This window comes from Curtobacterium sp. PhB115, assembly GCF_003752025.1.
Taxonomy (GTDB): Bacteria; Actinomycetota; Actinomycetes; order Actinomycetales; family Microbacteriaceae; genus Curtobacterium.
This window is the reverse complement of record NZ_RJKR01000011.1, coordinates 63,358-76,494: the sequence shown is the minus strand read 5'-3', so window position 1 is coordinate 76,494 and position 13,137 is coordinate 63,358. Positions and strand designations below refer to the sequence as shown.

Below are 13,137 nucleotides of genomic sequence, written 5' to 3'. Positions count from 1 at the left end.
ACCTCGCACACAGCGGGAAGCCCACGCAACCTCGCACACAGCGGGAAGCCCACGCAACCACGCCCGCGCAACCCCGCGTCACACACTTGGCCGCGTGCGGTATACCGTGCCTAGGGTGGGTGCGTGAGCACTCCCCGCGTGTACGTCATCCACGAGAACCCCGAGTGGTTCCCGCCGCTCGCCGCCGCCTTCCAGGCCGAGGGCGTGCCGGTGGAGGAGATCCTCCTGACCGAGGGGCAGATCGACCTCGGCGCCGAACCCGAGCCGGGCGTGTACTGGTCCCGCATGTCGGCCAGCTCCCACACCCGTGGTCACGAGCACAGCAAGGAGTACACCCGCGCGGTCCTCGGCTGGCTCGAACGTGCGGGTCGCCAGGTCGTCGGCGGCAGTCACGTGCTCGAACTCGAGGTCTCGAAGGTCGCCCAGCACGGGCTGCTCGCGAACGCCGGGTTCGACGTTCCCCGCACCACCGCGGTGTTCGGCACGACGACGCTCAAGCGGGCGGCGAAGGACTTCACGGACGGCCAGGACGTCCCCTTCATCACGAAGCACAACCAGGGCGGCAAGGGCCTCGGCGTCCGACGCTTCGACTCGCTCGCCGAGTTCGACGCGTACGTCGACTCGCCGGAGTTCGAGGCTCCGGTCGACGGCATCACCCTGCTGCAGGAGTACCTGACGGCGCGCGAGCCCTTCATCACCCGCGTCGAGTTCGTCGGCGGCGAGTTCGTCTACGCGGTCCGCGTCGACACCAGCGCCGGCAGCTTCGAGCTCTGCCCGGCCGACGCGTGCGAGGTCCCGCAAGTGATCGCCGGCGCGGTCTGCGACGTCCCCGGCACCGACACCGCGGGAGCGCCCCCGGCGTTCAGCGTCCGGGAAGGGATCACCGCCGAGCACCCGTTGGTGCAGCGGCTCCGGACCTTCCTGGCCGACCAGCGCATCACGATCGCGGGCGTCGAGTTCATGGAGACGACGGACGGCCGCACGGTCGTCTACGACATCAACACGAACACGAACTACAACCCCGCGGTCGAGGAGACGGCGCCGGCCTCCGGCCCGCGCTCGATCGCGCAGTACCTCGGCGGCCTGCTGGCCGCGGAGTACCAAGCCGCAGCGGTCTGACCGCGGCACCCACAGCACGACAAGCGACCACCACCGGCCTGGAGGCGCGTTGCGGGCCCGCCCCGCGCCTCCAGGCCGTCCCTCCCCACCTCCCCAAGGAACCCTCCCCGTGCGATTCGGATACTGGACCCCGCTCTTCGGCGGCTGGCTGCGCAACATCGACAACGAGCACATGCCGGTCACCTTCGACTACGTGAAGCGCCTGGCGCAGCGCGCCGAGCGGATCGGCTTCGACCTGACGCTCGTGCCGGAGCTCAACCTCAACGACATCAAGGGCACGGCGGCACCGTCCCTCGAGGCCTGGTCCCTCGCGGCGGCGATCGCGGCGACGACCGAGCGCCTCGAGATCATGGCGGCGATGCGTCCCGGGTACCACCTGCCCGCGGTGACCGCGAAGCAGGCGGCGACGATCGACGACATCTCCGGCGGCCGGTTCACCTTCAACGTGGTGAGCGCGTGGTGGGCCGAGGAAGCACGGCAGTACGGCGGCATCTTCTCCGAACACGACGACCGCTACAAGCGCACGGCGGAGTTCGTGGAGATCATGAAGGGGATGTGGCGGGAGACGCCGTACTCGTTCAGCGGTGAGTACTACGACATCCAGAACGCCCACCTCGAGCCGAAGCCCCGGGTCACCCCGCGGATCTACGCCGGCGGCGAGAGCGAGGCGGGCAAGGCCGCGATCACCGGGTACGCCGACGCCTACGTCACCCACGGCGGCACCGTCGAGGAGCTCCGCACGAAGATCGCCGAGATGAAACAGCGCCGCGTCGATGCCGGACTGCCGCCGTTCGAGGCGTTCGGCATGGCTGCCTACGTCATCGTGCGTGAGACCGAGGAAGAGGCGCGGGCCGAGCTCGCGCGGATCACCGACGTGCAGCACGGCAACGCGTACGAGTCGTACCAGGACTTCATCTCGAAGTCGCAGCTCGAGCACGTGCCGTCGCTGGAGGACTACTCGGTGTCGAACCGCGGTCTGCGCCCCGGCTTCGTGGGCACGCCGGAGCAGGTCGCCGCGCGGATCCGTGAGTTCGAGGACGCCGGCGTCGACACGCTCCTGCTGCAGTTCTCGCCGCAGCTCGAGGAGATGGACCGCTTCGGCGAGCAGGTCATCCCGCTCGTCCGGCCGTCCGCGACGCTGCCGACCGGGGCGGCTGTCTGATGGGCGGCGCCGAGGACAGCACCGCGAACGCCAGCGCCGCCGAGACCAGCACCGAGGACGGCTGGGCGTTCGAGACCCGGCAGATCCGCGCCGGCTTCAAGGCGGATCCGGGCTTCGGCGGCAACGTCCCGCCGATCGCCCAGACCGCGGCCTTCGTCTACCCGTCGGGTGAGGACGCCGCCGACCGGTTCATGCTCAACGCGCCGGGGCACACGTACTCGCGGGTGAACAACCCGTCGGCCGCGGCGCTCGAACGACGGATCGCGGACCTGGAAGGCGGTGTCGGCGCCCTCGCGCTGGCGTCCGGTCAGGCGGCGACCTCGCTCGCCGTGCTCGGACTCGCCCGTGCCGGCGACCACATCGTGTCGAGTGCGTCGCTCTACGGCGCCACGTACACGCTGTTCGCGTCGACGCTGCGCGACCTCGGCATCGCGTTCACGTTCGTGCAGGACCCGACGGACCTGGACGAGTGGGCGGCGGCGGTCCGTCCGGAGACCAGGGCGTTCTTCGGCGAGAGCATCCCGAACCCCCGCGGCGACGTCCTCGACTTCGCCGGGGTGGCCGGTGTCGCGCACGACGCCGGTGTCCCGCTCATCGTCGACAACACGATCGCGACGCCGTACCTGGTGCGACCGATCGAGCACGGCGCCGACATCGTCGTGCACTCGGCGACGAAGTACCTCGCTGGGCACGGCAGCGCCATCGCCGGCCTCATCGTGGACAGCGGCAACTTCGACTGGTCGGCGCACGCGGACGCGTACCCGCAGCTCGCCACCACCGAGGAGTCCGGGTTCGCGAACACGAACTTCGCCGAGAAGTTCGGGCGTCGCGCGTTCATCCAGCGCACCCGCTCGAAGCTCTCCGCCGACCTCGGTCCCGCGATCGCGCCGTTCAACGCCTTCCTGGTGCTGCAGGGCATCCAGACGCTCTCGCTCCGGATGGACCGGCACGTGTCGAACGCGGCGGCCGTCGCGACCTGGCTCGACGCCCACGACCAGGTGCTCGGCGTGCACTACGCGGGGTTGCCGTCGTCGCCGTGGCACCACCTGCAGCAGCGCTACGTGCCGGCCGGTCCGTCGGCGGTGCTCGCGTTCGACCTGGACGGCGGCGTCGACGCCGGGCGCCGGTTCGTGGCGGCCCTCGAGCTGTTCGACCACGTCTCGAACATCGGCGACGTCCGGTCGCTCGTCGTGCACCCCGCGTCGACCACGCACGTGCAGATGACCTCGTCGGAGCGGGCAGCGGCCGGCGTCGGCGACGGCCTCATCCGACTGTCGATCGGCCTCGAGCACATCGACGACGTCCTCGCCGACCTGGCGCGGGGCTTCGCGGCAGCCGCAGCGGGATAGGTTGGGGGCATGACCACGTTGGCCGACCCGACCCGCGTGCGGACGCGCGCCCCCGGCAAGATCAACGTGTTCCTGTCCGTCGGTGCGCTGCAGGACGACGGCTACCACGACGTGGCGACCGCGTACCAGGCGGTCTCGTTGTACGAGGACGTCACCGCGGAACTCTCCGACGACTTCTCCGTCGACTTCACCGGGCCGATCGACACCACACGGGTGCCGGTCGACGAGTCGAACCTGGCGATCCGGGCGGCTCGGCTGGTGGCAGACACCGCCGGGTACCGCGGCGGTGTCCGGTTGACCATCGACAAGCAGGTGCCGGTCGCCGGCGGGATGGGCGGCGGATCGGCCGACGCGGCGGCGACGCTGCTCGCCGTGGACACGCTGTGGGGCACCGCGCTCGGGCGCGAGGAACTGCTCCGGCTCGCCGCGCAGCTCGGCGCCGACGTGCCGTTCGCCTTCGCCGGCGGCACAGCGGTCGGCACCGGCCGCGGCGACGAACTCAGCCCGGCGCTGGCGAAGGGCGAGTTCCACTGGGTGCTCGCCCTGAGCGACGACGGGCTGTCGACCCCCGCGGTCTACCGGGCGCTCGACGAACACCGCGAGCGGTACCGCGCCGACATCACCCCGGCGCCCTCGCACCCCGTGGTCGAGGCGAACGTGCTGCAGGCCCTCCGTGCCGGCGATCCCGACCTGCTCGCCGACTGCGTCCACAACGACCTGCAGGCACCGGCGATGCGGCTCCAGCCGGCACTCGCGGCGACCCTCGAGCTCGGTGAGAAGGCCGGAGCGCTCGCCGGTCTGGTGTCCGGCAGCGGGCCGACGGTGGCGTTCCTGGTCGGCGACCGTGACGCCGCGCTCGAGCTGCAGGTCGAACTCAGCGCAGCGGGACTCGTCGCCCTCCGTGCAACGGGCCCGGTGCACGGCGCCCGCGTCGTGCACTGACCGCCGTCCGTCGGCGACCGGTCAGCGGCTGTACTTCCAGATGATGACCGTGCCCGTGTGCCAGTAGCGCACGACGTGGAAGCCCTGGGCCACGAGCGTCTCGGTGACCTGCGGCCGGATGTTCCGCGACTTCCCGCCGACGAACCACACGGTCTGGATGTCCGACAGCCGTGACGGCACGGTCGAGGCGATGTCGCCGTTGACGTCCCACAGCTGCCCGCGTTCGGCCCCGGTCTCGGTGACCGCCAGGTCCCGCATGCCGCTGAACGCGTCGGGGTAGGTGTCCGCGATGACCTGCGCGGTCGTCGTCGGGTGCTCCCAGACACTGCCGTAGACGACACCCTCGTCGGCGTCGGTCGCCCAGTTCCGCTGGCTCTCGACGATGCGGGCGGCGTTCGCCCAGTGCGAGTCCTGCTTCGCGTGCGGCAGCCGGACGGTCGTGCCGGTGGGCACGGACACGAGCAGCATGCCGACGACGGCGGCAGCGAGCCACCGTCGCGGGCGGATCGCGGTGATCGCGAGGCCGATGAGCAGCGCGACGAACGGCAGGCTCAGGCTGGCGTACTTCGGCGAGTACAGGTGCTCGCCGGCGGCGGTCGCGGCGACGAGGAGCACGGTCGGCACGAGGGTCAGGGGCACGGCCACCCGGACGGCCTGCATGCGGAGGACGTCCCGGGTGCCGGGGTCGCCGCGTCGCACGGCCCGGACGGCGAGCACGACACCGACCGCCATCAGCGCCCAGCCGAGCGCGGCGTACGGGTACACGGCACCGAACCACGCGGTCGAGAACACCTGGCGGAGCGTGGCCCAGCCGACGCCCGTGATCCAGTCGACCTGCTTGGCCTGACCGGCGGCGAGGACGATGAACGGCAGCACCACCACTGCGGCGGCCACCGCCGCGGCGGCCCAGCGGACCAGCACCCGCCGGTCGACGAGGGGAGCGGGGAGTGCGCCGCTCCGCTCCGTCACCGACGCGCGCCGCTGTGCAGCGCGGTCACCGGCGAGTGTCCAGGCGAGCACGACCCCGTGGCTCACCACCGCGAGCGCGAGGTACACGTTGAACAGGACGGACAGGGCGGCGAGCACGCCGTAGACGACCCACCAGCGCGTGGCGTGCCGTCGTGCACGGGTGCGGCGGACGGCGGTGAGCCCGACGAGCGTGAGCAGCACGGCCAGGGTCGTCACGGTCGCGTACGGACGCCCCTCGGTCCCTGCCCACGTCACTCGCGGCAGGAGCAGGAAGACGATGCCGGAGACGACCCCGAGCCGGAGCCCGCCGAGCCGCCGGCCCAGCGCCACGACCAGGCCGGCGGCGACCCCGATCGCCAGGGCGCTCGGCAGTCGCAGGGTGAAGGGTGTGTACCCGACGAGCCAGAACCAGACGTGCATCAGCGCGTAGTAGAGCCCGTGCACCGCGTCGACGTTCTGCAGCTCCGCCCAGAGCGCCGGCCAGCTCCGTTGGGCGCTGGTGACGGTCGCGGCCTCGTCGTACCAGACCGACGGCACCCAGGTGAAGGCCGCCGCGACGACGACGCCTGCGGCGCCGACGGTGATCTCGGGCGTCCGGACCACGGCGTTCCGGATCGCGATCGCGAGCATCCGGAGCCGCGCGCGCACCGACGCTGCCGACGACGTGCGTCGGATCGTGACGGTGCCGGTGCGGGGGGAACTCACGCCCGCGACCGTACCGAGCGGCTCTGGGCATCCGCCGCGATCATCCGTTGAGCGTTCACATGCAGGCATTCGGTGCGACCGGCCAGAATGACGGGATGGACCCCATCGTCGACCCCGTCGCGCAGCTGTCCCCGTGGCGCACGCGACTCGGCTCCCGGACCGCCGCGCTCGCCGACGTCGGCGCGACCGGGCTGCGTCGACTGGCCGGAGCACGGGTGCTGGTCGTCGGTGCCGGTGGCCTCGGTGCTCCCGTCATCGCGTACCTGGCCGGCGTGGGGAGGCTGACCGTGGTCGACCCGGACGTCGTCGACGCGTCGAACCTGGCCCGCCAGACCCTGTTCACGGCTGCGGACGTCGGGTCCCCGAAGGCCGAGGTCGCCACGGCGCGTGCCCGCGCGGTCGACCCGGAGGTCGAGGCCGTCGCGGTCGTCGGTCGATTCACCCCGGACCTGGTCGCCGGGCACGACGTCGTGGTGGACGCTGCCGACTCGGTCGTCGTCACCCGCCAGGTCTCCGACGCGTGCGCCGACGCCGGCGTCCCGTTCGTGTGGGGGACGGTGCTCGGTCGCGACGGCCAGGTGAGCGTCTTCCGCGACGCTGGACCGGACGGTGTCGACTTCCACGACCTGCACCCGGACGCCCTGCCCGACGAGGGCTCGTGCGCCGTCGACGGCGTCCTCCCTGCACTCTGCGGTGCGGTCGGCGCGGTGATGGCCGCCCAGGTCACCGCTCTGGTCACGGGCACCGGGGACCCCCTGCTCGGCCGGGTCCTGACCGTCGACGCACGCCGGTGGCGGTGGACCGAGAGCCCGCTCCGACGCGGGCCGGGCTCCCGCCGACCTGTACCGGTGTCGGCGGTCGGCGCACCGCGGATCGCCGCGTCGGCGCTCGCGGCGCGACTCGCCGACCCCGAGGACACGGTCGTGGTGGTGGACGTGCGCACCGCCGCCGAACGCGCCGACGGCGTCGTCGCCGGCGCCGTCACCGACGACACCGGCACGGCGGACGTGGTCGTGTACTGCGCTCGTGGGCCGCGTGCGGACGCGTGGGCTGCCGGACAACCGGCCTGGAGGCGCGTGGCGGTCCTCGACGGCGGCTTCGACGCCTGGCGTCGGGAGGGCTTGCCCGTCTCGGTCGAGCAGACGTCCTGATCCGACGCGGATCGGGTCCACTGCGCCGCTTCCGCGGCTAGGATCGACGGATCATGACGCAACTGCGGATCCGCGATGCGGCCAGCTTCCTCGGGGTGAGCGACGACACGGTCCGCCGACTCGTCGACACCGGCACCTTCGGACGCGGCACGGACGATGCCGGACGCGCCGTCGTCGACGGGCGTCAGGTCGCCGAGTACGCCAGGGCCAGGAGCACCGAGCTCGCCGATCCGGCCACGGGGGTGAAGAGCTCGGCGCGGAACCGGTTCGTCGGCATCGTCACCGACCTCGTCGTCGACACCGTGATGGCGCAGGTCGAGCTGCAGTGCGGCCCGCACCGGGTCGTGTCGCTCATGAGCGCCGAGGCGGTGCGCGACCTCGGGCTCGAGGTCGGGTCCGTCGCCGTCGCGTCCGTCAAGGCCACCATGGTCGTCGTCGAGGCGCCCGCCCAGCAGGAGGAACCCCGATGAACCGACGCTCCACCCGATCGCTCGCAGCGCTGTCGCTCGTCGCCGTCGCCGCCCTCGGGCTCGCGGCGTGCTCGACCGGCAACGACCGGGCCGGGGCGTCGTCGTCACCGTCAGCGTCGACGAGTGCCGGCCCGACGGGCTCCATCACCGTGTTCGCGGCGGCCTCCTTGCAGCAGACCTTCACGACGCTCGGCAAGCAGTACGAGGCAGCGCACCCCGGCACGACGATCACGTTCTCGTTCGCCGGCTCGAGCGACCTCGTCACGCAGATCCAGAACGGCGCCCCGGCCGACGTGTTCGCCTCCGCCGACGAGGCGAACATGGCGAAGCTCGGCACGTCCGACCTGGCGAGCGGGTCGCCGGAGGACTTCGCCACGAACGTCCTCGAGATCGCCGTCGCGCCGGGGAACCCCGAGGGCATCACCGGGCTGCAGGACCTGACCGGCTCGGACGTGCAGCTCGTGACCTGTGCAGCACCGGTGCCGTGCGGCGCCGCGACGGCGAAGGTCGAGTCCGCATCGGGCGTCCACCTCGAGCCGGTCAGCGAGGAACAGTCCGTCACCGACGTGCTCGGCAAGGTCGAGTCCGGGCAGGCCGACGCCGGCCTGGTGTACGTCACGGACGTGCAGGGATCCGGCGGCAAGGTCGACGGCGTCCCGTTCGACGAGTCGAGCAAGGCCGTGAACACGTACCCGATCGGCGTGCTGCAGGAGTCACAGGACCCGGAACTCGCCCAGGCGTTCTCGGACTACGTGCGGTCCGACGCCGGCCAGAAGGTGCTCGCCGCCGCCGGCTTCGGGAAGCCCTGACCCGTGTCGTCGCGGGCTGACGGACGGCCACCGATCGCCTGGTGGTTGCCGCTGCCGGCGGTGCTCGGCGGCCTGTTCGTCGTCGTCCCCGTGCTCGCGATGCTCGGCCGCGTCGACTGGTCGTCGTTCGGCGCGCTCGTCACCTCGACGGCGTCGCTCACCGCACTCGGCCTGAGCCTCGGCACCGCCCTCGCGGCCACGGCGGTCGCCTTCGTGCTCGGGTACCCGCTCGCCGTCGTCTTCGCGCGTTCAAGATCGCGGTGGGTCGGCGTCGCCCGCGCGGTGGTCCTCCTGCCGCTCGTGCTCCCGCCGGTCGTCGGCGGGCTCGCGCTCCTCGCCGCGTTCGGTCGGATCGGCGTGCTCGGCGGGTTCCTCGACGAGCACGGGCTGCGCATCGCGTTCACCACGACGGCCGTCGTGATCGCCCAGACCTTCGTCGCGATGCCGTTCCTGGTGTCGTCGATCGAAGGCGCCCTCCGGGTCGAGGGCGATCGGTTCGAACGGGTCGCCGCGACGCTCGGCGCCGGCCCGACCCGCACGTTCCTCACCGTCACGACACCGCGGGTGCTGCCCGGGATCGTCTCCGGACTCGTGCTCTGCTTCGCCAGGGCCCTCGGTGAGTTCGGCGCGACGCTGACCTTCGCCGGCAGCCTGCAGGGCGTGACCCGGACGCTGCCGCTCGAGATCTACCTGCAGCGTGAGGTCGACCCGGACACCGCCGTGGCCCTCGCGGTCGTGCTCGTCGTGGTCGCCGTCGTCGTGATCGGGGCGTCGTCGCTCCGGACCCGTGGGGTCACCGCGTGACCGGCGTCCGTGCCCGGGTGGTCGTGCACCGGCGGGACGTCGACATCGCCCTGACGGTCGCCGCGGGGGAGTGCGTCGCCGTCGTCGGACCGAACGGCGCCGGCAAGTCCACCGTGGTCGAGGCGCTCGCCGGCCTGCTGCCGATCGACGACGGCGAGGTCGCCCTCGGCGGCACGGTCGTGTCCGACGCACGCCGCTCGGTGCCCGCACACCGTCGCCGGGTCGGGCTCGTGGCCCAGCGGCCCGACCTGTTCCCCTTCCTCGACGTCCTCGGGAACGTCGCCTTCGGACCGCGCGCCGCGGGGTCATCGCGGTCGGCAGCGCGCGCTCGTGCCCGGGCGGCACTCGACGTGGTCGGCATCGGGGACCTGGCGGAGCGGGCAGCGGGGACGCTCTCCGGTGGGCAGGCCCAGCGCGTCGCGATCGCCAGGGCACTCGCCACCGACCCGGCCGTCCTGCTGCTCGACGAACCCACCTCGGCGCTCGACCTCGCCGCGCGCGACGAGGTGCGCGCAGCGCTCAGGACCGCGGTCACCGGACGACCGGCCGTGCTCGTCACGCACGACCCCGTCGAGGTCGTCGCCCTGGCCGACCGCGTCGTCGTGGTCGAACGGGGACGGGTCGTCGAGGACGGCACACCGGCCGCCGTGCTCGGACGGCCGACCAGTGCGTTCGCGGCGGCGTTCTCCGGACTCGCGCTCGTGCGCGGCACCGCCACCGGGGGTGGGATCCGGACCGACGACGGGGGCGAGCTGACGTCGACGGCGCACACCGTGCCTCCCGGCCGGCCGGTCGTCGGTGCCTACCACCCGACGGCCGCCGTGCTGACGCGGGACGGCTCCGGGGCCGTGCGCCGAGTGGTGTCGCTGGAACCCCGAGACGGACTCGTGCGCGTGCGGGCCGGCGACCTGGTGGCGGACCTGACGCTCTCGCGGGTGACGGCCCTCGGACTCGCACCCGGCGACCAGGTCCGCATCGACGTCCCACCGAACGAACTGGCGGTGTACGCGCCGCGCGGTTGAGAGAATGGTCGGATGACCTCCTGGTTCTCCAAGGCGTGGCCCGTCGGCACCCCGATCCTGGCGGCCGTCGTGCTCGCGTTCTCGTACGGCCGGTACGGCCTCGGCACCGCGGTGGTCGCGATCGTCGCGGTCGTCCTCGCCGCGACCGTCCTGGCAGCGGTGCACCACGCCGAGGTGGTCGCGCACCGCGTCGGTGAACCGTTCGGCTCGCTCGTGCTCGCCGTCGCCGTGACGATCATCGAGGTCGCGCTGATCATCTCGCTGTCGAGCTCCGGCGGCGCGCAGGCCGAGACCCTCGCCCGCGACACCGTGTTCTCGGCGGTGATGATCACGATGAACGGCCTGGTCGGGCTCGCGATCCTGATCGGGACCCTGCGCCACAACACCGTCCGGTTCAACCAAGAGGGCGCGAGCGCCGCGACGATGACGGTCGCCGCCCTCGCCGTGCTGACCCTGGTGCTGCCGACCTTCACGACCGGCACCGACGACGCGTCCTTCACGGGCACGCAGCTGGTGTTCGTGGCGGTGGCGTCCCTCGTGCTGTACGGGCTGTTCGTGCTGACGCAGACCGTGGCGCACCGGGACTTCTTCCTGCCCGTCAACCGCGCCGGCGGGGTCCTCGCCGAGTCCGCCTCCGAGTCCGAGTCCGCCCACGCCGCACACCCGACCGGCCGTGCCACGCTCGTGTCCCTCGGGTTGCTGGTGGTCGCACTCGTCGCGGTCGTCGGCCTCGCCAAGGTCGAGTCGCCGGCGATCGAGGCCGGGGTCGCGGCTGTCGGGTTCCCGCCGTCGTTCGTCGGTGTGGTGATCGCGCTGCTCATCCTGCTGCCCGAGGGCATCGCCGCCTCGAAGGCCGCCGCCCGGAACCGGATCCAGACGAGCCTGAACCTGGCGATGGGCTCGGCCATGGCGTCGATCGGCCTGACGATCCCGTCGATCGCGGTCGCGTCGCTGTTCATGCCCGGCACGCTGCTGCTCGGCCTCGGGTCGAGCCAGATCGTGCTCCTCGCGCTGACGATCGTCGCGGCGGTGCTCACGGTGCTGCCGGGGCGCGCGACGCGGCTGCAGGGCGGGGTGCACCTGGTGATCTTCGCCGCGTTCATCGTGCTGTCCGTCTCGCCGTAGCGGGCGCGCGCGCGGGCCGCGCGCGCGGGTGCCGGGCGCGCTTCGTGAGCAGAAATGGTCGGGTGGCGTCGCGCGACCCGACCATTTCTGCTCACGAAGGAGACGTCGGCGGACGCCAGGAGACGCAGGCGGACGCCAGGACACGTCGGCGGACGGAAGGAGACTCCGGCGGAGGGAGGCGACGCTCCGCCGAGCTCAGCCGCCGGCGAAGGGCGGCATGACGTCGACGACCTCGACGCCGGCGAGCGAGGTGCCCCGGTCGCGCGTGGTCACGCCGTCGACGAGGTACGAGCAGCGCTCCTGCAGGGCCGCCCAGCGTTCGGGGTCGACGGCGGCGACCTCGCGCACGGCCTCGTCGATCGTGCCGGCCGTGGTCGACAGCGAGTCGACACCGACCGCCGCGCGGGCAGCGGCGAAGAAGCGGATCGTGGTCACGCCCTCAGCCACCGATCGCGCTCATGCCACGCGTCGGGTGCACCAGCTCGTCGCTGTCGTCCCCGTGGTCGCGGGGCTTCGCCCACATCGCCCGCCGCCACAGCTCGGCGACCTGGTCGTCGGTCGCCCCCGCGCGCATCGGCCCGAGCACGTCGGTCTCCTCGTCCGAGAACAGGCAGCTCCGGACGTTCCCGTCGGCGGTCAGTCGGGTGCGGGTGCAGTCGGCGCAGAACGACTCGGTGATGCTCGCGATGATCCCGACGGTCCCGAGCATCTCGCCGACGCCCGACGGCGCGGCGGCGTCGCGCGCGTGCACGCGGAACCGTTCCGCCGGGGCGCCGTCGCGCGGGGCGTCGTCCGGGGTCAGCACGAACGACGGGGCGAGCATCGCGCGGGTCTCGGCCGCGGTGACCATCTCGGTGCGGTCCCAGGCGTGGTCGGGGTCGAGCGGCATCTGCTCGATGAACCGGAGTTCGTAGCCGCGCTCCAGGCACCAGCGGAGGAGCTCCGGCGCGGTGCCGTCGTTCACACCGCGGAGCAGCACCGCGTTCACCTTGATGTCGAGTCCGGCCTCGTGCGCGGCCGACAGCCCGGCGATCACCTTGTCCAGGAACGGCCGGCGGGTCACCGTGGTGAAGACGTCCGGGTCGACGGTGTCGAGCGAGACGTTCACCCGTCGGAGTCCCGCGTCGTAGAGGGCCTGCGCCCGGTGCGCGAGCCCGATGGCGTTGGTGGTGAGCGAGAGCTCGGGGGCGTCGGGCAGCGCTGCGCACCGCGCGATCACGTCGACCAGGTCGTGTCGGAGCATCGGCTCGCCGCCGGTGAAGCGCACCTTCCTGACCCCGAAGCGTCCGGATCCGATCCGGACCAGCCGCTCGATCTCGGATGCGGTCATGAGCTCGCCGTCCGGGGCGAACGGCAGCCCGGCCGCGGGCATGCAGTACGTGCAGCGGAGGTTGCAGCGCTCGGTCAGCGACACCCGCAGGTCGACGGCGCGACGCCCGAAGCGGTCGAGGAGCCCGTCGGACGCCGGGTCCACGGAACCGGTCGTGCCGAGCAGGGTCGCGGGTGCCAT

The 13,137-nt window shown here is 72.6% G+C and carries 13 protein-coding genes; 10 read left to right on the top strand and 3 right to left on the bottom strand.

Translation table 11 applies throughout. From position 1 onward, the window contains the following. Nucleotides 1–123 precede the first annotated feature (123 nt). The 4 genes from EDF19_RS15765 to EDF19_RS15750 all read left to right on the top strand — a co-directional run bounded on the left by EDF19_RS15765 (nucleotide 124) and on the right by EDF19_RS15750 (nucleotide 4,572). The gene (locus EDF19_RS15765) at nucleotides 124–1,119 is read left to right on the top strand and encodes a RimK family alpha-L-glutamate ligase (protein WP_123681817.1); all 996 of its coding nucleotides are present in this window, start codon (nucleotides 124–126) and stop codon (nucleotides 1,117–1,119) included. A gap of 109 nt (nucleotides 1,120–1,228) precedes the next feature. Continuing rightward, nucleotides 1,229–2,281, top strand: coding sequence for an LLM class flavin-dependent oxidoreductase (locus EDF19_RS15760; protein WP_123681816.1), 1,053 nt, complete (start codon nucleotides 1,229–1,231; stop codon nucleotides 2,279–2,281). Then, the gene (locus EDF19_RS15755) at nucleotides 2,281–3,630 is read left to right on the top strand and encodes an O-acetylhomoserine aminocarboxypropyltransferase/cysteine synthase family protein (protein ID WP_123681815.1); all 1,350 of its coding nucleotides are present in this window, start codon (nucleotides 2,281–2,283) and stop codon (nucleotides 3,628–3,630) included. Before EDF19_RS15760 ends, EDF19_RS15755 begins: the two co-directional genes overlap by 1 nt. A gap of 9 nt (nucleotides 3,631–3,639) precedes the next feature. Beyond that, nucleotides 3,640–4,572 carry a 4-(cytidine 5'-diphospho)-2-C-methyl-D-erythritol kinase gene (locus EDF19_RS15750; protein WP_123681814.1) on the top strand — a complete coding sequence of 311 codons (933 nt, stop codon included), beginning with the start codon at nucleotides 3,640–3,642 and terminating at the stop codon, nucleotides 4,570–4,572. 21 nt (nucleotides 4,573–4,593) lie between these two features. Here the strand turns inward: EDF19_RS15750 and EDF19_RS15745 are convergent, their stop codons facing one another. Next, nucleotides 4,594–6,246, bottom strand: a complete 1,653-nt coding sequence (locus EDF19_RS15745; protein WP_185022894.1) for a glycosyltransferase family 39 protein — start codon at nucleotides 6,244–6,246, stop codon at nucleotides 4,594–4,596. 95 nt (nucleotides 6,247–6,341) lie between these two features. Between EDF19_RS15745 and EDF19_RS15740 the strand changes: the two genes are divergently transcribed. Genes EDF19_RS15740 through EDF19_RS15715 form a run of 6 tightly spaced genes read left to right on the top strand, consistent with a single transcriptional unit; the run spans nucleotide 6,342 to nucleotide 11,627 of the window. Next, a complete protein-coding gene (locus tag EDF19_RS15740) occupies nucleotides 6,342–7,397 on the top strand; it encodes a HesA/MoeB/ThiF family protein (protein WP_185022893.1) in 1,056 nt (351 codons plus the stop codon). Between the two features lie 53 nt (nucleotides 7,398–7,450). After that, nucleotides 7,451–7,867: a molybdopterin-binding protein gene (locus EDF19_RS15735; protein ID WP_123681812.1), complete on the top strand. Its 417-nt coding sequence runs from the start codon at nucleotides 7,451–7,453 to the stop codon at nucleotides 7,865–7,867. After that, nucleotides 7,864–8,676 (top strand): molybdate ABC transporter substrate-binding protein, encoded by an 813-nt coding sequence (modA, locus tag EDF19_RS15730; protein WP_123681811.1) that lies wholly within the window; start codon nucleotides 7,864–7,866, stop codon nucleotides 8,674–8,676. The genes EDF19_RS15735 and modA overlap by 4 nt, the downstream gene beginning before the upstream one ends. Before the next feature lie 3 nt (nucleotides 8,677–8,679). Continuing rightward, nucleotides 8,680–9,480, top strand: coding sequence for an ABC transporter permease (locus tag EDF19_RS15725; protein ID WP_123681810.1), 801 nt, complete (start codon nucleotides 8,680–8,682; stop codon nucleotides 9,478–9,480). Beyond that, a complete protein-coding gene (locus tag EDF19_RS15720) occupies nucleotides 9,477–10,502 on the top strand; it encodes an ABC transporter ATP-binding protein (RefSeq protein ID WP_123681809.1) in 1,026 nt (341 codons plus the stop codon). The genes EDF19_RS15725 and EDF19_RS15720 overlap by 4 nt, the downstream gene beginning before the upstream one ends. A gap of 12 nt (nucleotides 10,503–10,514) precedes the next feature. After that, complete coding sequence (locus EDF19_RS15715) at nucleotides 10,515–11,627, top strand: calcium:proton antiporter (protein WP_123681808.1); 1,113 nt, start codon at nucleotides 10,515–10,517, stop codon at nucleotides 11,625–11,627. 195 nt (nucleotides 11,628–11,822) lie between these two features. On the opposite strand, the gene EDF19_RS15710 is transcribed toward EDF19_RS15715, so the two are convergent. Further along, nucleotides 11,823–12,062 carry a MoaD/ThiS family protein gene (locus EDF19_RS15710; protein ID WP_123681970.1) on the bottom strand — a complete coding sequence of 80 codons (240 nt, stop codon included), beginning with the start codon at nucleotides 12,060–12,062 and terminating at the stop codon, nucleotides 11,823–11,825. Between the two features lie 4 nt (nucleotides 12,063–12,066). Next, entirely contained in the window at nucleotides 12,067–13,137 is a 1,071-nt protein-coding gene (moaA, locus tag EDF19_RS15705) for a GTP 3',8-cyclase MoaA (RefSeq protein ID WP_123681807.1), read from the bottom strand.